24 protein-coding genes are annotated in these 24,442 nt (G+C 53.3%); 17 read left to right on the top strand and 7 right to left on the bottom strand.

Annotated elements, in window-relative coordinates:
• The first annotated feature begins 28 nt into the window (after positions 1-28).
• A complete protein-coding gene (locus CGZ75_RS23660; RefSeq protein ID WP_089526889.1) occupies positions 29-571 on the top strand; it encodes a general stress protein in 543 nt (180 codons plus the stop codon).
• A gap of 137 nt (positions 572-708) precedes the next feature.
• Here the strand turns inward: CGZ75_RS23660 and CGZ75_RS23655 are convergent, their stop codons facing one another.
• From CGZ75_RS23655 to CGZ75_RS23645, 3 genes are all read right to left on the bottom strand, one after another.
• Complete coding sequence (locus tag CGZ75_RS23655; RefSeq protein ID WP_245851120.1) at positions 709-1,941, bottom strand: NAD(P)/FAD-dependent oxidoreductase; 1,233 nt, start codon at positions 1,939-1,941, stop codon at positions 709-711.
• Positions 1,942-2,065: 124 nt separating this feature from the next.
• Positions 2,066-2,266: a hypothetical protein gene (locus tag CGZ75_RS23650; RefSeq protein WP_089526888.1), complete on the bottom strand. Its 201-nt coding sequence runs from the start codon at positions 2,264-2,266 to the stop codon at positions 2,066-2,068.
• 12 nt (positions 2,267-2,278) lie between these two features.
• The gene (locus tag CGZ75_RS23645) at positions 2,279-2,761 is read right to left on the bottom strand and encodes a YtxH domain-containing protein (RefSeq protein WP_089526887.1); all 483 of its coding nucleotides are present in this window, start codon (positions 2,759-2,761) and stop codon (positions 2,279-2,281) included.
• A gap of 179 nt (positions 2,762-2,940) precedes the next feature.
• Between CGZ75_RS23645 and CGZ75_RS23640 the strand changes: the two genes are divergently transcribed.
• Together CGZ75_RS23640 and CGZ75_RS23635 are read left to right on the top strand one after the other, a co-directional pair.
• The gene (locus tag CGZ75_RS23640) at positions 2,941-4,032 is read left to right on the top strand and encodes an asparaginase (RefSeq protein WP_089526886.1); all 1,092 of its coding nucleotides are present in this window, start codon (positions 2,941-2,943) and stop codon (positions 4,030-4,032) included.
• An 899-nt stretch (positions 4,033-4,931) separates the two neighbouring features.
• Positions 4,932-5,318 (top strand): hypothetical protein, encoded by a 387-nt coding sequence (locus tag CGZ75_RS23635; protein ID WP_089526885.1) that lies wholly within the window; start codon positions 4,932-4,934, stop codon positions 5,316-5,318.
• Between the two features lie 141 nt (positions 5,319-5,459).
• Here CGZ75_RS23635 and CGZ75_RS23630 read toward each other — a convergent pair whose 3' ends face one another.
• Positions 5,460-6,350 carry an AraC family transcriptional regulator gene (locus CGZ75_RS23630; protein WP_245851118.1) on the bottom strand — a complete coding sequence of 297 codons (891 nt, stop codon included), beginning with the start codon at positions 6,348-6,350 and terminating at the stop codon, positions 5,460-5,462.
• Positions 6,351-6,531: 181 nt separating this feature from the next.
• Between CGZ75_RS23630 and CGZ75_RS23625 the strand changes: the two genes are divergently transcribed.
• From CGZ75_RS23625 to CGZ75_RS23610, 4 genes are all read left to right on the top strand, one after another.
• Positions 6,532-7,722 carry a galactokinase gene (locus CGZ75_RS23625; RefSeq protein ID WP_089526884.1) on the top strand — a complete coding sequence of 397 codons (1,191 nt, stop codon included), beginning with the start codon at positions 6,532-6,534 and terminating at the stop codon, positions 7,720-7,722.
• Positions 7,723-7,889: 167 nt separating this feature from the next.
• Positions 7,890-8,876 carry a UDP-glucose 4-epimerase GalE gene (gene galE / locus CGZ75_RS23620; protein WP_089526883.1) on the top strand — a complete coding sequence of 329 codons (987 nt, stop codon included), beginning with the start codon at positions 7,890-7,892 and terminating at the stop codon, positions 8,874-8,876.
• 89 nt (positions 8,877-8,965) lie between these two features.
• Positions 8,966-10,654: a UDP-glucose--hexose-1-phosphate uridylyltransferase gene (locus tag CGZ75_RS23615; RefSeq protein WP_089526882.1), complete on the top strand. Its 1,689-nt coding sequence runs from the start codon at positions 8,966-8,968 to the stop codon at positions 10,652-10,654.
• Between the two features lie 299 nt (positions 10,655-10,953).
• Complete coding sequence (locus tag CGZ75_RS23610; RefSeq protein WP_089526881.1) at positions 10,954-11,424, top strand: hypothetical protein; 471 nt, start codon at positions 10,954-10,956, stop codon at positions 11,422-11,424.
• A gap of 148 nt (positions 11,425-11,572) precedes the next feature.
• Here the strand turns inward: CGZ75_RS23610 and CGZ75_RS23605 are convergent, their stop codons facing one another.
• Positions 11,573-11,803, bottom strand: coding sequence for a DUF1128 domain-containing protein (locus CGZ75_RS23605; protein ID WP_089526880.1), 231 nt, complete (start codon positions 11,801-11,803; stop codon positions 11,573-11,575).
• 235 nt (positions 11,804-12,038) lie between these two features.
• On the opposite strand from CGZ75_RS23605, the gene yyaC reads away from it, so the two are divergent.
• The 8 genes from yyaC (at position 12,039) to CGZ75_RS23565 (ending at position 21,817) form a co-directional block, all read left to right on the top strand.
• Positions 12,039-12,629 carry a spore protease YyaC gene (gene yyaC / locus CGZ75_RS23600; protein WP_089526879.1) on the top strand — a complete coding sequence of 197 codons (591 nt, stop codon included), beginning with the start codon at positions 12,039-12,041 and terminating at the stop codon, positions 12,627-12,629.
• Positions 12,630-12,674: 45 nt separating this feature from the next.
• Positions 12,675-13,514, top strand: coding sequence for an alpha/beta fold hydrolase (locus tag CGZ75_RS23595; protein WP_089526878.1), 840 nt, complete (start codon positions 12,675-12,677; stop codon positions 13,512-13,514).
• Positions 13,515-13,556: 42 nt separating this feature from the next.
• The gene (locus tag CGZ75_RS23590) at positions 13,557-14,225 is read left to right on the top strand and encodes a DUF6483 family protein (RefSeq protein WP_089526877.1); all 669 of its coding nucleotides are present in this window, start codon (positions 13,557-13,559) and stop codon (positions 14,223-14,225) included.
• A 303-nt stretch (positions 14,226-14,528) separates the two neighbouring features.
• Positions 14,529-15,731 (top strand): class I SAM-dependent methyltransferase, encoded by a 1,203-nt coding sequence (locus tag CGZ75_RS23585; protein WP_245851116.1) that lies wholly within the window; start codon positions 14,529-14,531, stop codon positions 15,729-15,731.
• Positions 15,732-15,820: 89 nt separating this feature from the next.
• Entirely contained in the window at positions 15,821-17,539 is a 1,719-nt protein-coding gene (locus CGZ75_RS23580) for a histidine kinase N-terminal 7TM domain-containing diguanylate cyclase (protein WP_089526876.1), read from the top strand.
• Between the two features lie 156 nt (positions 17,540-17,695).
• Positions 17,696-18,778: an HD-GYP domain-containing protein gene (locus CGZ75_RS23575; protein ID WP_089526875.1), complete on the top strand. Its 1,083-nt coding sequence runs from the start codon at positions 17,696-17,698 to the stop codon at positions 18,776-18,778.
• Between the two features lie 31 nt (positions 18,779-18,809).
• Positions 18,810-19,706 carry a hypothetical protein gene (locus CGZ75_RS23570; protein ID WP_089526874.1) on the top strand — a complete coding sequence of 299 codons (897 nt, stop codon included), beginning with the start codon at positions 18,810-18,812 and terminating at the stop codon, positions 19,704-19,706.
• Between the two features lie 488 nt (positions 19,707-20,194).
• On the top strand, positions 20,195-21,817 hold the full coding sequence (locus tag CGZ75_RS23565; RefSeq protein WP_176444997.1) for an O-antigen ligase family protein: 1,623 nt from the start codon (positions 20,195-20,197) through the stop codon (positions 21,815-21,817).
• Positions 21,818-21,929: 112 nt separating this feature from the next.
• Here the strand turns inward: CGZ75_RS23565 and CGZ75_RS23560 are convergent, their stop codons facing one another.
• Positions 21,930-22,244 carry a dehydrogenase gene (locus CGZ75_RS23560; RefSeq protein ID WP_089526872.1) on the bottom strand — a complete coding sequence of 105 codons (315 nt, stop codon included), beginning with the start codon at positions 22,242-22,244 and terminating at the stop codon, positions 21,930-21,932.
• A 215-nt stretch (positions 22,245-22,459) separates the two neighbouring features.
• A complete protein-coding gene (locus CGZ75_RS23555; protein ID WP_089526871.1) occupies positions 22,460-22,924 on the bottom strand; it encodes a cupredoxin domain-containing protein in 465 nt (154 codons plus the stop codon).
• Between the two features lie 232 nt (positions 22,925-23,156).
• On the opposite strand from CGZ75_RS23555, the gene CGZ75_RS23550 reads away from it, so the two are divergent.
• Complete coding sequence (locus CGZ75_RS23550) at positions 23,157-23,723, top strand: thioredoxin family protein (protein ID WP_089526869.1); 567 nt, start codon at positions 23,157-23,159, stop codon at positions 23,721-23,723.
• An 8-nt stretch (positions 23,724-23,731) separates the two neighbouring features.
• The gene (locus CGZ75_RS23545) at positions 23,732-24,367 is read left to right on the top strand and encodes an MBL fold metallo-hydrolase (protein ID WP_245851115.1); all 636 of its coding nucleotides are present in this window, start codon (positions 23,732-23,734) and stop codon (positions 24,365-24,367) included.
• Positions 24,368-24,442: the final 75 nt, after the last annotated feature.

Raw genomic sequence — 24,442 nt, 5'->3', positions numbered from 1 at the left:
AAGCACTTAAATAAGGAGGAGAACGACCATGAGCAAAACAATTGCGATATTCGACAACCAGAAGGATGCGGTGAATGCCGTTCAGGCGTTGCGGGAGGGCGGATTTGCGCCCGATGAGATCAAAGTGGTAGGACGCGACCGAGATTCCGTGCGTTTCATTGAAGCGGATACGGATGTGCACGCAGATGAGCTGCAGGAAATTCGGGACGCCCGAAGCGGAGACGGAGCCTACATTCCGGGAGACGGTTTAATTGTAGGAGCTGCCCCGATGGGCGGAGGTACGGTGTCCGGTACTGGTGTAGCTCCCTATTTGGGCGGAGCTTATCCGGTAGTGGTAGGCGGTGTTTTGGGCGGCGGTGATACGACGTTTGAGGATATTTTTAAGGATTTCGGCTTGAATAAAAATGATGCCGAGCGCTGCCGCGATGCCATCTCGGAAGGTAACATCGTTGTAGTTGCAGAGCGTGAGGACGGTTCCGACGCCGATTTTGTTGCAGACGGTCCGACCGACGATGCGCTTAGCGGTGCCGAGACGATTCTTCGCTCCAACGGTGCAACGACTATTTTATAAAACAATTGCTTCAACTAAAGAAGCGGAATCGCGCCCCCAAGGGTGATGATTCCGCTTTTTTACGTGGAGTAGGGAGCGTGGATTCTCCCCTTACGGAAGAAGGTTTGGTTCGCGCAGCGAGTTCCGCGGTTACATTTCTAAACCTCTGTCAGCGAAGGACGCGTCAGACCGACTATTTTCTCCAGCGGATGGCTCTCTCCCTGAATGAGATCGCGTAACATATGAGCGGCCATCATGCTGTAGACGGTTCCATTACCTCCATAGCCGAGGCAGTAGTAGACGTTGTGAAGGGATGGATCGCGGCCGATAAAAGGCAGATTGTCCCGTGATTCGCCGAATACTGCGCTCCATTCGTAGTCCAATTTGCTGTCGAGCATAGGGAAAAGTTCGGCAAGCTGCTTCGAAAGCTTGTCGATGCGCTTTTGGCGCGCCGCCTCGCCTTGCACAGGATGGGGATTTTCCTCATCAAGTCCGCCAATGACGACTCGTCCATCAACTGTTGTGCGCATGTACAAATAGGGGCGGGCCGTCTCCCAGATCATCATCCCCTGATGCCAAGGAGCAAGCGACTGCTGAATTCCGGTCACTCCAGCAAAAGATCGATTAATCGCCGCCTTGACCAGCTTGCCGCGTAACTCCTCCGGCTCGTAGCCGATGGCATAAATGACATGATCTGCCTCCACGACGGAGCCGTCGGCTGCCTCAAGCCGATGTTTGCCGCCTTCCCCGGATGAATGACGCACAATATCCGTATGCTCGCGGATAAGAAGTCCGTCTGCAACTGCGGCGCGGGACATGGCCTGAACAAATTGATAAGGATTCACTTCAGCATCGCCGCTCGTAACGATCGCGCCGGGCTTGCGGAACGGGAAGCGGGAGGCAATGTCGTCCGGCTCCCAGTAATCGACGGCAAAGCCATTCTCATGAAGCAACTTGTATTCCTGACGCAGCCTTGGCAAATCCTGCTCAGAGCTGGCGTAGTACAAGCTGCGCTGTCGACGGAAGCCCGTTTCGCCAGGAAGAGTGCCGGCTACAAGAGCGAGCTGCTCTACAGCATGGACACAGTCCCGGTAAAAGTGGACAGCGTCCTTTTTGCCGATCTGCTCGACCAGCTCTGACAGCATGACGTCATTGGAAAATTGGAGCAGGCCCGTATTGGCCGAAGTGCTTGCTCCCGCCACTTTCTCGCGCTCGATGACGCAAGCGGAGATGCCGCTGCGGGCAAGCACGAGTCCGCAGCTAATGCCGGACATGCCGCCGCCGATGATGGCGACTTGCACTTTTTCCTGGCCTTGCAGGGCGGGATATTCCTCTACATGGGTCATCGTAAGCGGCCAAAACAACTTGCCTGTGTGATGGTCAATCATCATTGATCAGCTCCTGAAGTTAATATGACCCATGACGTATGTTATTTATTACTGACTGGACAGGCAGCAGCCCCGCCTTCATCCGTAGATGAAGGCGGGGCTGCACTCATAGGCTAAAAAAAACCGATTACTCTTGAATTGGATCCGGCACCAAGCCCTCTTCTTCTAGCTCAGCGTTGGTTTGAACACGCTCCATGTCATTACCGAGTCTTTTCATATCTTGCTCGTCCTGAACCATGGACCCGTTCTGTGCATCCTCAACATCCCGATGCGGGGTGCCAGCCTGTCCGTCGCTGAGAGGGGTAGCTTCCTTATCGCGGTCGCTCATCCTGTTTGCTCCTTAGTTGGAGAAGTTTGAGCCGGTAACGGAATTGGTCGACTTCATGGCATCGTTCCGATTTTCGGCTGCTTCATTTTTGATGTTGTCGATATGGCGGTTTGCTTCGGAGGTCACTTGATGTGCATGATCCTTTACCTCGGCCACGGCTTCCTTCGTCTCAGCTACTGCGGTTGCCGCCGTTTCCTTGATGGCATCCTGATGAATTAGAGCTGCATCTTTGGCTTTGATGGCGATTTCTTGCACCTTGGAGCCGATAGCGGAAGCCTTCTCGCCGCAAACTACTGCCGTAGACTTGGCCTGTTCGGCTAGCAACGTACCTTGTCGCTTGGCGTAATCCGTTGCGTCGGATGATTTACGGGCAATATCGGAGCGAAGCTCCTTACCTGCTTTTGGAGCAAAGAGAAGCGCTGCTGCTGCACCAATTGCTCCACCGATCAGAATCCCTTTTGTGACGCCGCTACCCTTGACTGTTTCGTTTGCCATAACCGTTCATCTCCTTTAGTCGTTGTTGATGATGATTAAACGTATTTGAGGGGCTTGAAACGTTGGGGGCAGGTGGTGAAGATATGCTGAGGACTGGTATAATGGATTGCTACCTGAGGAAAAACACTTTATATATAGGTATTTACATAGGCTGAAAGCGAAAGGGAGCTTGACACAAGATGGAATCTATTCAGCATCGTTCACCTGGCATGCCGCTATCTAGCACAAGCCGGGGTAAGTGGACCGAAAACATTCATACCGGCCATGTCGCTATCGTATCCACTCGAGCAGCATATGATTCCCAGGTGCTCGCCGCAGCAGGGAATCCGGAAGTCATGGTATTCATGCGCTCTACTGCCAAACCGATACAAGCTGCCGCAGGGGTAACAGCCGGCCTTATCGAGTATTACGGGCTGCCTGAAGCAGCCATCGCTCTCTTATCGGCTTCGCATCGTGGCGGGCCGGAGCATATTGAGCTGTTGGAGCGGATGCTGGAGCTGACAAGCGTTCGTGAGGAGCAGCTTGCTTTCCATGAGGATCTTCCGCTTGGTCAGGCCGAGCGTGATTTGGCGATGCGAGCAGGAGCGATTCCGCGTAAGCTGTACCACACTTGCTCTGGCAAGCATATCGGGTTGTTGGCTTATTGCAAAATGATGGGTTGGCCGCTGGAAGGGTACACGGACTTCAGCCATCCGCTGCAGGACCAACTGCTGGGCTCGGTTGCTGCTTACACGGGTTTGCAGCCGGCCTCGATCGAGCGGGCTATAGACGGCTGCGGCCTACCGGTATTCCGCATGCCGTTATCCAGATTGGCGCTCGCCTATGCCAGGCTGGGAGACGCTTCGCCGAATAAAAGCGCGGCGGACCCGCTGTCGGCAGCTCCCAGAATCGCCGCTGCGATGCAAGCTTGGCCGGATATGGTCGAAGGCGAGGGACGCCTAGCAACCGTGCTGCTGAAACAAGGTATCGTCGCCAAAAGCGGCGCCCAAGGCGTATTCGCGTTAGCTGTGCCCGCGGCGTCGATTGGAGCTGCCGTTCAGATAGATGACGGCGGTGAATCCGCCTGGCCGGTCATAACGGCGGGGCTGCTGGATCAGCTCCGGCTCAATTTGCCTGCGGCCGGCGTGCCGGACAGCGAGCGGCCAGCGCTGGAGGGGCAGTTGTCCAGCGCCGCTGAGGCGGTGCGCGGACAGTTCCCGGAGCGCATGTTCAGCTCCACAGGAGAAGAGACGGGCTCGCGGCAGGCGCTTTTAAGCCTGGTATGGGCGTAACAAGAAAGATTATTTTTCGTAGCTAATACAAAAAGGTAATGGTAGAGCAACAGCGGTTTGCAACTGCTCATATACAAAGAACGGGGCTGTCCCAAAAGTCATCTTTAGATGATTTAGGGACGGCCCCTTAGTATGTTTGGCCGCCAGTACCATATTGGCTGATGGCGTTGCATCGTCCTTGATGCGTAACGAAACGGAGAAGTCTTAATTCAGAAAAATGGAGGGGGTCAAACAGAAGGTTTCCGGGAGTTTTCGAACGACGGAAGGAGCCCGGCAATTCGCTGGAAGCGCAGTGTGGTTTCGATGATCATGAAGCAGTAGCTGGAGCTGCTCCCTTTGCTTGTTTCAGCGATCATGAAGCAGTAGCTGGAGCTGCTCCCTTTGCTTGTTTCAGCGATCATGAAGCAGTAGCAGGAACTGCTCCCTTCGCCTGTTTCAGCCTTGTCGGGGCAACTGCGGCTTAGATTGGCCTAAGTCGTAACACCAAGTCAGTCTCATATTGATGTGGGCATGCACATTTTGTATGATTTTTCACCCAACATGCATTCGGGCCGAGCTGATTTTTTAGATTTTGTACGATAAATCATTCAAAATGGCTGGGCATAGGCGACGAAAGCTCGGCTTTGTATGTTTTATCACACAAAGTGTTGAAAAGAGGCGGCTATAAACCGAATTTTATACGATAAATCGTACAAAAAAAAGTTGCGTTGCCCACGAAAGCCGAGTTCAAACCCTATTCCATTCAAATCGAGAGGAGAAGCACGCCCCGATGATCCTGCACAGCGCAGAATTATTCGGACGTTTTTCATTTACCTCTATAGGTACCTAAGTAGTGCCCTGCCATCTATGATCCTATTTGCATAGAGTAATAGAAACTCAAGGAGAGGAGCAGATGTACAATGAATTATAATCCACGATACCGCCCTTACGGCAACCGTATAGGGTGCGGCTATGTGCCGAACCGTTGCATCTCGGACAACGGGCAGGGAATCAACAATTTAGCCGGGCTCAGAATTCAGTGGGTGGACATTAACGGCAATCCTAAGACAGGGGTGAACGGTTATTATGCTTGGCTGAAAAAAGCTAGCGATAATTCAGGTGTCACCTACAGCCAATTTAATTCGAATGCCGTCACAATTTTGAATGTCCCCGTTCCGACAACGACCCTATACAAGCTGGAGCTTTATAATGCGAGTCTGTTTAACCCCAAACTGATTATGTCCGTGTATATTCTTAGAGGAACATCAGAGTTTACCGTTCAGGATCAGCCGCCGCGACTTTATTAAGACGTTAGATTATTTCGGGAGCATCAAAGCGCTTTTTCAAGCATGGAAGCCCCTCTGCAAATAAATGGAAGGGGGCTTTTTGCTGTGCGTCTCGTCTAGAGGGTTCAATTCTAGCAAACCCATCAGGAAGCGGACAAACCGTCACCCGCCCCAAACCGCTTCGCGGTATTCGCTCGGCGATTCGCCGTAGAAACGGCGAAACTGCCGGGAAAAATACAGCGCGTCCTGCAGTCCGACGCTGGAGGCCACCTGCTCGACGGTCAGAGTGCGGCGCTCGCGCAGCATGAGCCTTCCTTTGTCAATCCGCAGACGCAGCAAATAGGAAACCGGCGTTACGCCGATTTGCCGCTTGAACACCCGGGACAAATAAGCCCGGCTGTAGCCCAGTGCTTCGGCGAGACCCTCCATCGTAATCGGCTCCGCATACTGGGTTTCCAGCAAGCGAAGCAGGCTTTTGACGAGTCCGTTGTCCTCGTCGTTTCCCCCGGATCGATCTGGCTCGTTTCGAATGGCTGTAGAGGCGGCAATGTCGGCCAGCACCAGCTGCAAACATCCGGCGGCGCCAAGCTGCGCACCGGCAGGCTGTTTCAAATAGTCCATCGCTCTGCGCAAAGCGGCGGCGGGGCGGCGGTTTCGCCCGGTGTCGGCAACAGGGGAGTTGTTCCCGAACGCCGCCACGGCTTCGCCGGCGAGCGGTCCTCGAAACGCAATCCAGCGGTACGCCCAAGGGTACTCGGGATTAGAGGCGTAGGTGACCAGCTGCTCCGGCTCAATCAGAAACGACTGACCGGCTTCCAGCCGGTAGACAACGCCGCGGCTTGTAAATTCTCCTTTGCCCGACAGAACGTGATGCAGCAAATAAAAATCGAAAACCCTCGGGCCGAGCCGATGGCCGGGCCGCGTCTGGCTTTCGCCGGCGTAAAGCACCTCATAAGCATTTCCGTTTCCTGCCTCCGGGCTCGACGCGACCCGGTAGTAGAACTCCTTCATTGGCGTCACCGCTTTCTTCATCTCTAGCAAAATTGTATCCAATTTCCGCTCCCCCGAACAGAAGAAGTCACAAATATCCATATACAGTTCACATCATGCCATTCCGTGTAAGCAAACCCGGGAGTATACTGACACTAAACTCGGTAAAAAGATTTTCAAGCATGGAAGCGATTGCGCGAGCTTATCGGCATGCCCAAATATATAGAAGAAAAGGATGATCAACATGGCGGATCTGAAGCAGCTGACGGGACAGTTCCTTACTTTGTTTGGTGGAGAGGTCGAAGGAATCCGGTATTATCAGGCTCCTGGCCGGGTTAACCTGATCGGTGAGCATACGGATTACAACGGCGGTTACGTGTTCCCAGCAGCGCTTACCTTTGGCACAACGCTGCTTCTTCGCCCTCGCGGCGACCGCGTTCTACGATTTGCTTCTACTAACTTCCCACACAAGCAAGGCGAGGTGCTGCTGGACGGAATTGAATATCGTGAAGAAGATGACTGGGTGAATTATCCCAAAGGTGTCGTTAACGAGCTGCAAATTAGCGGCCGCGGACCTGCACAGGGGTATGACCTGCTTTATCACGGTGAAATTCCGAATGGCTCAGGCTTGTCGTCCTCCGCTTCTATTGAAGTGTTGACCGGTTACGCGCTGCTCTCTGAGGGAGGCCATCCCATTGATCGGACTGAGCTTGCGCTGCTGGCGCAAAAATCCGAGAACGAGTTCAACGGCGTCCAGTGCGGCATCATGGATCAGTTCGCCGTGGCGAACGGCCGCAGGGATCAGGCGATGCTGCTCATGTGCGACACGCTTGAGTTCCGTCATGTCCCTTTTGAATCCGAAGAGTATGTTCTGGTCATCGGCAACACCAACAAGCGTCGCGGACTGGTCGACTCCAAGTACAACGAGCGTCGCAGCGAATGTGATCAAGCCGTGGAGGAACTAAAGGAAGCTTATCCTGAGCTAACACTGCTGGGCCAACTGACGCCGGAGCAGTTCCATACCGAGGCTGGACGGATCGAAAGCATGACGGTACGCCGCCGCGCTCTGCATGTGGTCGAAGAGATCGATCGTGTGCTGCAATCGGTAAGCGTGCTCGAAAAAGGCGATTTACACACCTTCGGCCAGCTCATGAACGATTCTCATGATTCCCTCCGCGACTTGTACGAAGTAACGGGAAAAGAGCTTGACGCGATGGTCGATGCGGCCCGCAAAGTACCTGGCGTGCTTGGCTCGCGCATGACGGGAGCTGGCTTCGGCGGATGCACGGTATCACTTGTCCATAAGGACAGCGTGGATCGTTTCCGTGAGGAAGTTGCAGCCCAGTATACCGGAGTGACTGGCCTTGTCCCTGACTTCTACGTCTGCTCAATTGGAGACGGCGCTTCCCAGCTGGATGCTCCGATCCAGGCTTAATAATGAGCCAAGCGGCCGTGAAGGGCGAGAGCGCACTGCTCAATTTTCACGGAATCGGCATTCGCAGCACTAGTAGTCTAGTTCCCCGGACAGTAGGCTAGCTCTGTCGAATATCGTATGATCGTAAGGCAGTTTACTAGATAAGTTTGAGAGAGGAGAGAGTGCTGATGGCAGTTCTTGTTACAGGAGGAGCCGGATATATCGGTTCACATACGGTTGCCGCGCTTTTGGAAAAAGGAGAAGAGGTTGTCGTTCTCGATAATTTGCAACAGGGCCACCGCGAGGCGGTAACTGGAGGTCGCTTCTATGAGGGCGATCTGCGCGATGAAGAAGTGCTGGACCGCGTTTTCCGTGAGAACAGCATCGACGCGGTTATCCATTTTGCTGCTAGCTCGCTCGTTGGTGAGAGCATGAAGGAGCCCGGCAAATACTATCACAACAATGTGTACGGCGCATTATGCTTGCTTGAGGCAATGAACCGTGTTGGCGTGAAGCGCATCGTCTTCTCCAGCACCGCTGCTACCTACGGCGAGCCGGACAGCGTACCGATTCGTGAGACGGACCGCACACAGCCGACGAACGTTTACGGTGAAACGAAGCTTGCCATGGAAAAAATGATCCGCTGGTACGAAGTCGCACATGAATTCCGCTTTGTATCACTGCGGTATTTCAATGCCGCTGGCGCCCATGAGAGCGGCCGGATCGGCGAGGATCACCGCCCGGAATCGCATTTGGTGCCGATCATCCTGCAAACCGCGCTCGGCCAGCGATCGCATATCTCCGTATTCGGCGAAGACTATCCGACCGAGGATGGCAGCTGTGTACGCGACTACATCCATGTAAGCGATCTGTCGGATGCTCATATCCTCGCGGTAGAACGTCTGCGCCGTGGCGAAGACAGCGCGATTTACAATCTCGGCAACGGCGAAGGTTTCTCCGTTAAGCAAGTTATTGAGATCGCCCGTCGCATCACTGGCCGCGACATTCCAGCGGTCATCGAAGCCCGCCGCGCCGGCGATCCTGCCGTGCTCGTCGCTTCCTCTGACAAAGCCCGCGCTGAGCTTGGCTGGAATCCGCATCGCAGCAACCTGGAGCGGATTATTGAGTCCGCCTGGGCGTGGCATCAGTCCCGTCCGCAAGGTTACAACGACTAACCCAGGCGTTACATGTCTGGTGCAAGAGCCGTGGGCAGACCTCCTTGGATGTCCCCGGATCTGCTCAATCTAGAAAGGAGCTATACCCCATGACAACGCATCAATCCGCGCCGTCTTCCGAAGAGGCGCTTCAGGCTATCGAGCAGCTTGTCTTCGGTGCAATGAAGCGAGGCATGCTGGAGCCGCTCGATGCTGGCGCTGCTCGCAACGCGATTATGGATTTGCTCGGCTTCACCGCCCCGCTCTCAGGCGCAGAGGAGCTAACTGTCTGGAGGCAAGGACTGCTGGACCCGCCTGCTTGGGCGGCCGCAGCAGATCGATCCGCCTCGATGAGAGTGGATAAAACCTCCTTATCCCAGGACGAGCTGCCTGGTATGCCGGAGCTGCTGGCTCCGCTTCTGGATTATGCAGCAGAGGCAGGCATACTTCCAGACCTCACGGTGACACAGCGGGATTTACTTGATGCGCGCATCATGGGGCTGCTCATGCCTCGCCCTTCCGAGACGCAGGCGCGCTTTGCGCTGACGGCGGCCAAGCAGGGTATGCAGGCGGCTACGGACTGGTTCTATCATCTCAACGTGGACAGCAACTACATTCGCATGGACCGTGTAGCGCTCAACCAGAGCTGGAAACATGAGACGGAGTATGGAGAGCTGGAAATTACGGTCAATCTTTCGAAGCCGGAGAAGGATCCTGCGGAAATTGCCTTGCTCAAAACGATGCCTCCCGCCAGCTATCCTAAATGTTTGCTCTGTAAGGAAAATATGGGATATTCAGGAAGGGCGGATCATCCCGCCCGCCAGAACCACCGTATTCTTCCCATGCTGTTGAACGAAGAAGCCTGGTTCCTGCAATATTCGCCTTATGTGTACTATAAGGAGCATTGCATCGTGTTCCGGGCAGAGCATACGCCAATGACAATTAGCCGGGACAGCTTCGGAAGGCTGCTGGAGTTCACAGAGCAGATTCCGCATTATTTCGTCGGCTCCAATGCGGATCTTCCCATCGTGGGCGGCTCTATTTTGAGCCATGATCATTTCCAGGGAGGGCATTATGTCTTCCCGATGCAAACGGCGCCGGTAGAGGCGGAATTCCATCATCCTAGCCATCCTGACGTCACTTACGGCATCGTCAATTGGCCGATGAGCGTCCTTAGGCTCAGCGGCATGGACCGCAAGCAGTTGCAGCAAGCAGCAGGAGAGATTCTGGATGTTTGGCGCGGTTATAGCGATCCTGAAGCCGATGTGTTTGCTTTTACGGACACGGGCAGTGAACGCATTCCACATAATACGATTACGCCAGTGGCACGGCGCGGCGGGAACGGAGCCTACGAGCTCGATCTGGTGCTGCGCAACAATCGTACAAGCGAGCAGCATCCCGAGGGCATCTTCCATCCCCATCGCGAGCTTCATCATCTCAAAAAGGAGAACATCGGGCTGATCGAGGTCATGGGTCTTGCCGTTCTGCCGGGAAGGCTGAAGCAGGAGATGGAGTTGATTGCCGCTTGTCTGGAAGGCGCCATGACTTGGCAGCAGGCCGTAGAATCCGGTTCTTCCACGATGTCTCAGCATGGGCCGTGGATGGATGAGCTGCTCAAAGCAAGCGGGGGCGGTCTTAGCCATGTCGATGCACTGAACCTGGTCCAGGCTTCTGCGGGGGATAAGTTCCTGCAGGTGCTTAATGATGCAGGCGTGTATAAGCTGACGGAACAAGGCCGCGCCGGCTTCCAGCGCTTCCTGCAGGCATCGAATCTTGAGAAGGTTGCCGTTGCAAAATAAAACTCCATACGATTAGGCGGCGTGTTTTACGCCGCCTTTTTGTGCTTTTGATGCAGTTCAATTGTCGTAAGATGCTAACGAGTGTCGACTTTTACAGAAAATGAACAGATTCTCGTATTGATTTTTACGAATGTGCAGTAATGAGACGGTGCTTGGCTAAAAACTTGTTCATTTTAATGATTACTTTTTAAAAAAATGAATTGTGCAATGAACTTATTTATGGTATTTTTTTATATATAAACGTTAATTATATGATTAACGCCACATTCGATATGCTAATTGGAGGGGAAACAAGCACGATGCAAATTATGCCGCTCGAGGATTTTCTTAAACTTGATTCTGATGAACAGGTAGAGAAGCTTAAGCATTGGAAGACCGACTACACACTTAAAGATATTCGTGAAGCTTGGAATTTCAAGCACTCTGCTCAATATTATATGCTGCTCAAGAAGCTGCGGATTTACGAGCGTGTCGTGAACAAGTCCGACAAGTTCTACCCGGATCAACTCGCTGGCAGCCAAGTTGCTGGTGGAGATCGCGGCGCTGATTATTCTCTCCCTTCCCGTGAGCAAAAACTTCCTGCCGATCAGTTCGGCTACCAGTTGAACGTGGCGCTGACTGGTCCCGAGCTGGCTGACAAGCTGGAGCGTTTGGCTACTTTCCTTCGCGGAGAGCAGAAGACAGTTACGGTCCGTCTGGCGATTGAAGCTGTAGCGGAAGAAGTTTCTGCTACGGAGGAATCCAGCGAGCCTGAGCAAGCTGCAGTTTAATTACCGGCGACAAGTACGGGATGGTTCATCCCGTATATCAAATTTTAGCTCAAAAAAAGGTACCCGCAGCTGCTGCGGGTACCTTTTTGCAGCCAAGGAGGCTGCGGCGAAATGTGTCAACAGCCATGAAGCTGCCTAAATGAGTCCCTTAGCGGACCGCTCTGAGCTTACCTAGCTCCGATACGAGTGCTTCCACCTCGGAGATGCTGAAGGAAGGCTTGGAGGCCACTACCTCGTATAGATCCCGAATGTCCTCATAGTTGTCTGTTCCAAAAGAAGATCCTTGCATCGCAGCTGCAGTCGCCATGCGGAGCTTAACCTTAATTTCTTCAATCATGAATTCCACGTTTTGCTGGGTAGGCTGATTAAGATCTGGCATGGAGCCCTCCTGTGCGTTATTGCAAGCTTGAGGCCCGTTCCGGGGCGCCAGCCGGCAGCTTTCAATGCTTTCTGCTTGAAGCGTTCGTTCACATTGTACCATGAACGACGGCTTTCTGCTTGCCAGCCGTACTGATAAATTGAATCTACTTCAGTGAATCCGTTACAATATAGGCATGAGGAAAATGCAAAACGCATGACTAACCAAATCTGCAGGGCAAAAGAGGTTGCTGACCATGAGTCGGGATACAAGATTAAACCGGACCCAAGAGGTCGCCAAATGGGCACGCGTGGACAAGGCTGGCCTGCAAACGTTTTTTGAAGCGATCGCGGCCAAATTTCCATCGAGGGATGAGGTCGTGTTTCTATGTGTCGGAAGCGACCGTTCAACCGGGGACTCTCTTGGTCCTCTGGTCGGCTCGCTGTTAACCGAGCTTGGCTTCCCTCGTGTCGTGGGTACGCTGGAGCAGCCCTGCGATTCGGAGCAGGTGAGTCCAATTCTATCCACGCTAAATGAAGCACCCTGCGTCATCGCGATCGACGCTTGTCTGGGCCGTGCCGAGTCGACTGGACTTTATCTCGTCCGCAACGGACCGTTACAGCCGGGCCAGGCGATTGGCCAGCATCTACCTGCGGTCGGCGACTTCAGCGTCGCCGCAGTCGTCAACACACAGGGCCATAAGCCTTATTGGATTATCCAGACGACAAGTCTCTACCGGGTGCTGGGCATGGCTCGCACAATTGCCGATGCCGCTGTTGTCGTTTGGCCTGATGCGGTGGATGGAGTTTTACCGCGCGAGAGTTTGATTCCGGGTTCGCAGCGTTAATGACGACTGAATCAATAAGCATAGGGATGGAAAGGATGATGCAGCATGTCGAACCGTTCTTTGGCTAACCGCCGGCTGACACTGCCTGGAGGCACCGATCTGGCATATCGTGATAATGGAAGAAGTACGGGCAAGAGTTCTGGACATGAGCTGACGCTCGTTCTGCTGCATGGCTTTTGCGGTAGTTCGGCCTATTGGGAAAAACTGCTGCCGCTCCTTGAGCCGCGCTACCGGATTATCACGGCGGATCTTCGTGGCCATGGCAACTCATCAGGAGCCGGAGATCGAGTGCTTCAGATGGAGCAGTTGGCAGATGATATCGCAGAGCTGCTCTCGGCTATCGAGGCCGACAATATTGTACTGCTGGGGCATTCCATGGGTGGTTATGCTGCGCTTGCTTTAGCGGAAAAGTATCCGGATCTGCTATCCGGACTCGGTCTGATCCACTCGACGCCTATGCCGGATAGCCCTGAGGCGCAGGAAGGACGCGAAAAAGCTGCTGCTGCCCTGGCGAACAACGGCATCGTGTCGTTCGTCGACGGCCTTGTGCCGAAGCTGTTCGCTCCATCCAACTTAGAATCCGATCTTATCAGTCGCGCCAAAGAAATCGGCTACGGTACTGCGGCAGCCGATGCCGCTGCAGCCGCGCTTGGCATGAAGCAACGTCCAGATCGCAGCTCGGTGCTGGAATCGCTGCAGATTCCACTTCTGCTCGTGGCGGGCAGCGAGGATGCGGTTATTCCTCCGGCGAAGGTATTTGCGGCCCAAGGCAGCCGGACTCGGACCGAAGTATTGGAAGGTGCCGGTCATATGAGCATGATGGAACAGCCAGAGAAGCTAGCCTCCTTGTTGGAGGAATGGCTGAAGACAGAGCTGAATGTTTGATTGAGACGATACGGACAGAGGGCATGAAGGGGAGGAATAGACTTGTTCCAGCGGGATTATATCATGCGTATGATCGAGCAGATGGCTCAGGTGTCGGGCTCCCTTCTTGGACTCAGGAAGGCCGGCAAGCAAGAAGAGGCGCTGCAGGTTATCGAGGAGCTGCTGGATAAGCATTTTCGGATGAATGCCCGCCTGCTGAGAAGTCTGTCCGAAGAGGACCTGATCCGCATGATGTCACGATCCGGAGAGCCGGACACGGCGATGCTGCACGCACTTGCTCTGTTGTTTAAGGAAGAAGCCGATTTGCAGGGGGATCTGGGTCGGGAGCCGGCAGCTTTTCAATCCAGGCTAAAATCGCTGCATCTGCTGTTGCGGATCTCCTCACTGGGAGCGGAGCCGAGCCCGGATGACACGGCTGAGGAACAGCTTCGCATGCTTCTGCCTTATGAGCTTCCAACCGCTACGAAGCGACTCGTCGCTGGCTGGCGGGAAGAGCAGGGCAAGTACGCTCAAGCCGAGGATCTCTGGTACGAGCTGCAAGATGACGGGCAACTGCAGCCCGGCGAGCTCGACCAATTTTATAACCGCCTGCTGCCGCTGCCGGATGTAGCGTTGGAGCGCGGCGGACTGAGCCGCAGCGAGCTTTTGGAAGCGGCGAAGTCAGTGCCCGCCAAGGCACACTCCAACAAAGGCGAAGTGACGCAGTCATAAGAGTAGCTATAAAGATGCCTATATAAGAGGAACTAAGAATTGAACGTGGAAGCGGAGTGAACCAGCCTTCTGGAGAAGCAACGCGTTCGCCTTTGTAGGCGGATTCCCCCCTTAACAGGGGTAGGAATCAAGGAATCAGACTACAACAGCGATCGGATGAAGGTTTGGTTCGCGCAGCGAGTTCCACCGTTAAATTTCCAAGTTCAACTTATTTAATACACAGCAATAGTGGACGAGGCCCCAAGCCGCACAATCGGCATGGGGCCTTGCTTGCTGCTAATCATGGAAAGGGGCAAGGCAGATATGGCACAGGAACAATGGGAACAGGCTTTGGTGGATGCCATCGGACAGGGGACCTTGCTACAGGCGACCTTCAGCGGACCGAAGAGCGCGCAGGAAGAACTGCCGCCGCGCACGATCGTACGTCCGGTGCAGTTGAAGTCAGGGCTGTTCTATCAGTTCGAGCTGCATTATAAAACGAAGGTTTTGCATGAAAATGTGAACCCGGAGGAAGCGGCTGGACGGATGGCTGGGCTGCTGAAGGCCGGATATCGGCAGGCGCTCGTCAAAACTACGGAATCTGACCTACAGATTCTACTGAATAAAAAAGGCAAAGCTGCGCTACTGCGCAAGCCGCCTACAAGTAAACCTCAGGATGGGATAGCGGCGCATAATCGCAACAAAAAGCGACTGCTTGATGGGGCGGAGGCACCGCCCTTTTTGTTGGAGCTTGGCATTTTGACCAAGGATGGCAAGGTAAAGGCGGATAAGCAGGACAAGTACCGTCAAATCAACCGCTTCCTGGAAATGGTGAATGATGTGGCGGGGGAGCTGCCGACAGATAGGGAGATTACGATTGTCGATTTCGGCTGCGGCAAGTCCTATCTAACCTTTGCGCTTTACCATTTTCTAGCGATTGAGCAGAAGCGGGAAATTCGTGTGATCGGCCTCGATTTGAAAGAGGATGTTATCGCGCTTTGCTCGGGGCTGGCGGACAGGCTTGGTTACGATCGGTTGAGCTTTCAAGTAGGCGACATCGGTCAATTCGGCGGACTGGACAAGGCTGATATGGTTGTGACGCTGCATGCCTGCGATACCGCGACTGATGCGGCATTAGCCAAGGCGGTCAGTTGGGATGCCTCGGTTATCCTGTCCGTTCCCTGTTGCCAGCACGAGGCGTTCCGGCAAATTCGTAATGAGACGCTGTCACCACTGTTGGACCATGGATTGCTCAAGGAAAGGTTCGCTGCTCTAGCTACCGATGCAGCACGCGCAGCGCTGCTGGAGACTGTTGGTTACAAAACTCAGATGTTGGAGTTTATTGATCCTGAGCATACACCCAAAAATCTGCTCATTCGCGCTGTTCGCAGACAGGGCCGAAGCGGTTCGACCGAGCGGCAGCAGCAAAAATGGCTGGACTATGTTCGCTACCGGGATTCGCTCGGTTTGGATCCTTCCTTTGAAAGAATGCTGGTTGCGGCAGGACGACTGCCAGCTCAGAACTAGCTCCACCTAAAAGTTGGAATTTTATCCTTTTCCAGAGCCCAATCCCTGCTGTCATTGCTTACAGGCTATGCTATAATGGAAGACAATGGATGTTGCAGGGATGGGTGAAGGGCTTGGAGTCATGGATTTGGATTGATTTCATTTTGTTTGTCTTCATGCTCGGCCTATTCTTTTATGTATTTATTTATAATCCAATAACACGCCTTCATAAGGTGTATTTGCTGTTTCATTTTTTTATGCTCTTATGGCCCGCTTCTCAATTTTTGATCTATACGACGGATCGGGTTTCCTCGCAGCTGTTTTTCTTTTCTATTTCCTTCTCCGCCTTGTCGCTGCAGGGGTTCGGCTGGCTGATCTTTATCTATTTCCTTACCGGCCGCTCTTATCTGCTTACGCGTCGAACATGGCTGCTGCTGGCGGTTCCGACCGTGGTGCTCGCTGTACTTATATTGGCCAATCCCTACCATCTATTTGTAAGCTCCGAGTTTGGAGTCGCCGTAGATCGTGAATTCGGTCCTCTCTTCTGGATTATGTTCGGCCAGTTATTTGTCTGCTGCATTCTATCGATAACTTGCATCATCCGGGCTATGTTGGAAGGAACAACTCCACGCCACCGCAATCAGGTCAGCATGGCACTTAAAGGACTGCTTCTTTTTCTACTTTTTGGCTGGATTGATTTGCTTCTCAACGTTGTATTCGACGCGCGCTTCCCCGATATTGCGGGTATTACCTCGCTAGGTTTGACTATGTCTGCCCTTTATTTCTGTATCTCTATTCATCGTTACCGTGTTTTTGATATTGTGCGGATTGCCCAGCAGGACATTGCCAACTCCACTCCGGCAGGATTGATGGTGCTTGATGCCGAAGGTACAGTGCTTGAAGGCAATCGGTCGCTGCAATCCTATTTATCTGTAAAGAGCGGTGACCGTTTTGATATGGGGGCGTATTTGCGCTCGTTGAAGGTGTTGCCGTCGGAGTCAGAAACTTTCCTGCACCGATATAACTCAATTGTGCCTGAACGAGTCGTCCAGGAGATCAGGATAGAGCCTGCGGATAGTCCCTTAAGTGGATCGGTCCGCCATCTTCAGATGGACGCGTCTCCTATATTAACATCGGACAAGGAGTTGCTTGGCAGGGTCATAACATTCCAGGATATAACGGAAATCCGGTATCTTGTAGAAGAGAAACATCGCCAGAACGAAATTCTTCAGCTGCGTAACCGCGAGTTGGTGCAAATTCAAGAGGAGCTGTTCAACGCTAATCTCAAGCTGGAGGAGCTGGCCACGACGGATAGTCTGACCGGCTGTTATAACAGGCGCTTTCTTATGCAGCGTCTGGAGCAAGAGGTGGTGGCGAATATGCGCTATCGAATTCCGTACGCAATTATCCTTTTTGACATAGACCGTTTCAAAGGAATCAATGACAGTTATGGCCATCTGATCGGAGACGAGGTGCTATTGGCAACTGCGGATGCGGTTAAAGGTATGTTGCGCCGTTCGGATGTGCTGGCTAGGTATGGTGGAGAGGAATTTACCATTTATCTTCCGCATACGAACCGGGTTCAAGCGGAGCTGCTTGCCGAGCGTCTCAAAGAGGGCGTGGAGTCGAATCAGGTTGCAACCGGCACGCCGGGACTGTCTCTTTCAATTACGATCAGTCTAGGCGTGTTGTCTGTAGAAAATCAGAGCCCGCTCGGAATCAAGGACCCCAAGGCTTATCTGCGAGAGTTGTTTCAAGAAGCGGATACGGCCTTGTACGAGGCCAAAAACAATGGCCGCAACTGTATTGTCGGCCGAATGCGGGCTTGATTACCGAATAGGGACATTCGACCCCCTCAAATGCATGACAAGACTCCGAACCATTTGATAGAATAGAACCAAATATTGCACATTCAGCTCATCATAGGAACAGGCGTAACCAGGCCTGTGCCTTCGGGGCTGTACGAAGAAAGTGGAGCCCAAGTAATGAGAAAAGTACAATTGAACCGGATCAATCCCGGCGAGAAGCTGGCAAGGCCGATATTTCGCGAGGATGGAAATGTGCTCTTGGGCGCTGGGATGCCTCTCAGCGAACGGTTCATCCAGCGGCTGCAGGATCTTGGCATCGATAGTGTTTATATCGAGGATGCGCTTACAGACGGCATAGAGCCAAATGAGACTCTGCGTGACGATACGAGAAAAAATGCTGCTGAGGCTATCCATAAACTGATGGCGACACAGATGGACCATCCAGGAACCAAGGGCAGAGCGGCGCTTCCGGAGATGGGCAGAACTTTTCGTGCTGTTTTCAATGAGATTCTGAACGATGTCATGACACGTAAAGATATATTCGCGGGACTCAGCCAAATGCACACCCATGATTCGTATCTGTTCCATCATTCAGTCAATGTGGCGGTGCTGGCTGGCATTATTGGCATCGCCAAGGGTTACAACCGTAATCAGCTTGAGGATCTCGGCATGGGAGCGATGTTGTTCGATATCGGTATGACCAGGGTGCCGCGCGAGCTACTTAACAAAAAGGGACCCTTTACCATGCAGGAGAGGGAGATCATGCAGCGGCATACGACCGATGGCTACGATCTGCTGCGGAAACAGCATGATTTATCGCTTTTATCCGCCCACTGTGCGCTGCAGCATCACGAAAGATACGATGGAAGCGGCTATCCGCGCGGCATTCGCCAGAATGAGATTCATGAATACGCGCAGATTGTAGCTATTTCGGATGTTTTCGACGCGCTGACTTCGTCCAGACCCTACCGCAAGCGGTATACGCCATCGGAAGCAATTGAATTCATGTTCGCAGCAGGGAACACTTATTTCGATTTGGAGCTTGTACGGTTGTTCTGCAGTCATATCTCTATGTATCCGGTATCGACCAGCGTCGTGCTTAGTTCCGGGCAGGTTTGTGTAGTTGCCCGCAATTTTCAGGTCGCCGTTCATCGCCCGGTCGTGCGGGTTATCCGCGAGGCTGACGGGACTGTGCCTGCGGAGCCATACGAGGTGGATCTGCGGGACCAGCTGCATCTGACGATTATCCGCGAAGTTTAGCAAGGTTATTACGGATTGGGGAGGACCAACAATGATGCAGCCTGATTCATCGTCTGCGGCTCAAGAAACAGAGAGTAAACGGGCCGTTTATCCGGAAGACGGAATCGAGACAACACTTATACCTGCATTGCTTTTGGGCAGTCGTGCATTTGTGGAACAACAGCAGCTTTCCGCTCCTGGCACGCTTACATTGCTCGAAGGAGATCTGATCGAAATAGAGGTTGAATCGCCTGACCGATTCCGCTTGGGGGATCCGATCTGGCTGACCGTAAATTCCCCATCCGGTAGCTATCGCATGTCAACACGAGTGATCGGGCGCAGGCCGAAATCGCTGGCGTTGTTGTTCCCCTATGAGAGATTCCGCCTTATGGATGAGAAGAGGGTTCACCCCCGTGTGGAGATCAATTGCGCGGGTAGGCTGGTGCTAGAGGATGATAGGCTGAAGAACGATCCGAGCCGGGCCGATCTGCTCCGCTACCGCTGGTCCGATGAACTCCGTCATGAAGGTTTGGACGAGGTGCTGCTGCAGAAGCTGGTCAAGCTGATGGATGAGGAGGATCTCCACGTTCTTGAGGAGGAGGATCGTACTCGCCGTGAGAAAGCTGCACGCGCCGAGATTATCGTATCCAATATCAGTCTTGAGGGCGTAGGTTTCCGAGCTACCGGTGGTATGGAACTGAATTGCCACGGAACGATTGGTGCAGTGCTTGATTTTGGCTTTGAGCTGACTTGCACGCTAGAAATTTTATGGCGTCAGGACGCCGGCGGCATTCTCAGCTACGGAGCGCGCATGAGCGATCTGACCGTCGAGGGGGCGCGTCAGCTGCGGGCTTTTGTGCTGCATGAGCAGATGAAGCAGTACTATCAGGCACGTCGCAGCCTTGCTGCAGACGGTAATATTGCAGAGAGTGACGAGCCGAGTAACTAGCTTTATTAAGCTGCCTCTTTGCGCGTAAGAATGGTAATAATACAAGCCAGATAGAAAGGGGCCGTCCCTGCGTCATCTAACGATGACGCAGGGACGGCCCCTTAATTATTTAAGAGAGCCAATCCCATATAGGCCAGGCTATTGGCACTGAATTGTTTTTGAATCTAAGGCGCTTTGAGCTTCGTTTGTGCATCAATTAAAGCGCGGCCATACATACGGACCTGAGAAATTTTTATTTCGACAAAATGGAGGATTTCCAAGCGTAACGGATCTGAGAGACGCTATTGAGAGAGTTTCAGGGCACAATCCGCTAGTATTTATAGGGACGAGCTGAGGCGACCGACCATTCTGCTGTCTAAGCTAAGCCGATTGCGGCAAAGCTTTTATCATCAGAGCCGTAAGCGGATACACGGGCTGCCGGTGCAGGGATGGAGAGATTGCTTCTGAGAGCATTACAGCGTTTGTCCGAATTAGGGAAAAGAAGCCGGATGAGGCGGAAACAGATAGAGATAGTTGCTGTGGTTCAGGCAGCGGGCATCGCATGGATTCTTTGTGCTGTTTTCCGCAGCTCAGGATGGTTTTTTGATCAGGATGGGTACGTGTTTGCGCTGCTGTTGACTGTACTTGGCGCTGTCTGTTTGCTCGGCATGATGGTCATGCGTCGAAAGGGAGGCGGGATGGCCGGGCAATCTGGCATGATGGTCATGCGTCGAAAGGGCGACGGGATGACTGAGCGATCTGGCATAATGCTGTCTGCATCTGCTTGGTTGTGCCTGGGCCTATCCTTGTTCTATGCCATTGGTCTGCTAACCAAACCAGTAACGGTGCAAGGAAATTTGGATGAAGCTCTTCGCTGGGGGGCCTATGCCTCATTCCTCTTACTATTGAATAGGCAGCTGGCTGTGCGACAAGCTGAGGAGACAGTTTTTTCTGAAAAAACCAGCGCAGATGGAATCCGCCCGCTAGGCTTGCCTTTGCCGGTTATTAGTTACGGCTTGCAGCTCTTTTGTCTGTATGCAGTCGGGAGTTCTCTTGCCATCTGGTTCGGTTGGATCAATGGGCCGGATTATATGCTAAGGACAACGGACATCCGCTTGAGCGCTTCAGGAGCGCGGCTCGCCGGTTACCTTCAATACAGCAACTCGCTCGGTGCCTTTGCCGTAGCGCTGCTCACTTGGCAGTGGCTGCTGCTTGTCCGCTCGCACAGCCAGCTGCTGCGCCTCAGCGGGGCGATTCTCGCTGTGCCTTGCCTGACCGTACTGATTTTGACTGAATCGAGAGGGGCCGGACTCGTTCTGCTGGCAGCAGTCGTGCCAGGGCTTCTTCTTGTTCCACGCGGCAGCCGTCTACGCTGGGTCGGCGTTGTTCTCTGGACTTGTCCTGGCGCAATTGCTGCGGTAGGGCTGGCTTGGATGTTTGAACGCGGCGGGGATTACATCATAGGGATGGATGAGAGGATGACGGCTGTGCTGTTGCTCCTCCTGGTGTTCGGATCGAGCGCGGTTCTTTTGCTGAAACAGGTCTCTCTGGAGCGAGCCGCTCCAGAGAGTATCGAAAGATGGAGTGAATTTGCAGCTATGTGCGTGCTGGCTTATGCGTCAACACTCAGTATGCTGAGTGCAGGAGGGAGGGGACGGTTCAATCCGCTGGAAGACAGCGCGCTAGCTACGGGGATGTCTCGGCTGAGTATGTATAAGGACGGCTGGAACGCTTTTCAGGAATCGTGGCTACTTGGCCATGGAGCAAAGGCGTGGGAAATGCTGCGCGGATTATTCCAGTCCAACCCGTATGCAGCTTCTGAAGTGCATAGTGGATATTTGGATATGCTGCTGACCGGTGGAGTTATTGGCTTTTTGCTGCTCGCTGGTCTTGGCGTAACGCTGCTTTACGCAGCTGCTGCTGGTTCTCGTCTCTATGCACTGCCCGTGGCTACGCTGTTGCTGCATGCTGCTGTTGACGTGGATATGTCATACGGCTTGTATTGGCTGCTGCTGTTTGCATTTGCAGCAGCAGCAGCGGAGCTTGGCCAAGTGGAGGCAGCAGGAGTAGTCACAGCGCCGAGCGGTGAGAGGGGGCGGGGGTGGTTACGCCGTCATCTACTTACACGTTAACGTCCCGTGGGAGTGGGGCGGTTCAGCCGCCAAAAGCATCCCCGAAGCCCCACGCAGGTGGGGCGGATCAGCGGCCAAGCATACCCCCGAAGCCTCGCGCAGGTGGGGCGGCTCAGCCGCCAAAAGCATCCCGGAAAGCCTCGCGCAAGCGGGCGGGATCGACTTCCCATAACTCTGCGATTTCGTCGCAGACGTTTGCGTCCCACCATTCGCAAAGCTTTTTACGGTTGTCATGATTTTCATGAACAAAAATGATATTTAAGCTTACCTTTTTTGTGTAAAGCTTCTCCGCCTCCTCGATCTTATCTTTAGGAATAAAGATTTTGAGGCGCTTTACGGTACGATACAGCTCATTGCTGCATGCACGTCGGATTTTCCGGGCGGTAGGGAGTTCTGGCCGATGTTTGTTGGCTGGCGGTTTATTCATGAAGCCCACTCCTTTCATTCCCAACATGTATATGCCGGCTAAAAGCAAAGTGCAACAGCGGGCCAGTCCGCCACCAATCCCGCCACCAATCCCACCACCAGTCACGCCAGCGGTGCTGCCTCAGAGCCACAAACGAAAAAGCCTCTCTCCTGTTAAAAGGAATTAGAGGCTGGCTTCACTTATAGAGCGATCAGAACAATTGGCTGCGCAACGATCTACTGTACGACGATATACCCGACCATTGGTCCGTTATGATTGAGATCGGTATGAACTTGGCACACGATAGGATAGGTGCCAGCTTTGGAAGCGACGAAGCTGACCTCGGTCGTCTCGCCTTTTTTAACCTCGCCATTGATGCCTAGCCCCTTGATCGTAAAAGGATGAGATTCCCCGTTCACGCCGTTGATCCGCAGCGTAATCTTCTCTCCCTTTGGCACAACGAGTGTGCTCGGGCTCCATTGGTAAACCTCGAGCTCCTTGCCGCCGCGCGTCGTCGTTTTGAACTCGCCCGTAACCATCTCGTATACATATCCGCTGTCCGGCTGTTGTGACATTGCCGATGCAGAGGTCTGAGCGGTCTCCTTGGGATAAAGACCCCAGCAAGCTAAAGCGAGAATCACGACGGCTGCAACCAGCCCACCTAGTCGAAGCTGCCGCTTCGTAATAATAATGGTCCTCATGCGGTTTCCCCCTTCTTGTCCTATCATTGCCCTATTTTTATGCGAGGGATTGTCCTTCCATGCCTGTTGTCTTGTACAATCAATCTATGGTATCCCTTGGCAGCGCTGTGATAGAATACCGTTGACATCTTACGGTCCTTGTAAGATTCATCAGCTCGATCGTTTAATTGAGACCTGTACACGGCTTTTGTTACAATAGAAGGATACGAATTCAATTAAGGAGTGGTATTTCATGGCGAGAAACGTAGCGAATAAGCTGAACAGTGGCATTACTCCGCAGCAATTCCGGGAAGGTATGACGAAAAATCAGGAGGCTTTCGACAGCTGGGGGGAGCAGTACCAGTGGTCTAGCGAAGGGGATCGCGAATTTTTTGAGCAACTGAACAATCGCGATGACCTGCGGGTGCTGATTTTGATGGCGGAGTGGTGCGGTGATGTCGTTCGCAATATTCCGGTCGTTTTCCGTGCGCTTGAGAATAGTGGATTACCGGTTGAGGTGCTCATTATGGAGGATCATTTGGATACAATGGACGAATTCTTGACGATGGGCGGACGTGCAGTTCCAGTCGTTATTGTGGCAGACACCGGCGGCCATGTACTCGGCACTTGGGGCCCTCGTCCGAAGCATGTTCAAGAGGCGATGACGCAGTTCAAACAGGAAAATCAGGACCGCAATGCGGCGGACTACCAGGACAAGCTGACGCTCACCCGTCAGGAGATGGGGCGGCGTTATGGAGAAGGAACCGAGTATCAGGCCGTAATCGTCCGTGAGCTGCGAGAGCTCCTTTCCTCGTTCTGATGAGTACGATGAGAATGGAGTCGTTCGTCCTTGGACCGATCCAGACCAACTGTTATTTGCTCCTCAATGAGGAAACGAATCAGGCGGTCGTCATCGATCCCGGCATGAAGCCGAAGAAGCTGTTGGACCGAATCGCCAGCGGGAACATTAAGCTGGAAGCTATTTTGCTTACCCATGCCCACTTGGATCATATGGGCGGGGTCGACGAGGTACGCAAGGCGACAGAATGTCCGGTTTATGTGCATGATCTGGAGGCGGAGTGGCTGACCAATCCAGCGCTCAACGGTTCTTTGCGCTGGAGTGATATTACCCCTCCGCTGACGACAGCTCCTGCCGAATATGCGCTTGATGAGGGGCAGCGGCTGAAGCTTGCTGGATTCGAGTTCCGAGTGCTGCACACGCCAGGACATAGCCCCGGCAGCGTTAGCTTCCTGCATGGGAAGGATCTATTTTCCGGCGATGTGCTGTTCCGACAGTCTATCGGTAGAACGGACCTTCCCGGCGGACGTGAAGCCGATCTCTACAATACGATCCGTAGCAAGCTGTACCGGCTGGACCCGGATGTAACCGTTTATAACGGGCATGGCCCCAAGACGACGATCGGTTATGAGATGAACAATAACCCTTACGTGCGTCTGAGCTGATCATTTTCGCTTCCTTTTGCCGGCTGAGCGGTGACTGGAAGCATCTTTATTTCAACTCATCTCAAATCAAGCCAG

The sequence above is a fragment of the Paenibacillus herberti genome (genome assembly GCF_002233675.1).
Lineage (GTDB): Bacteria > Bacillota > Bacilli > Paenibacillales > Paenibacillaceae > Paenibacillus_O > Paenibacillus_O herberti.
Note: the sequence above shows the minus strand (reverse complement) of the source record. Positions and strands in the feature narration are given on the sequence as shown.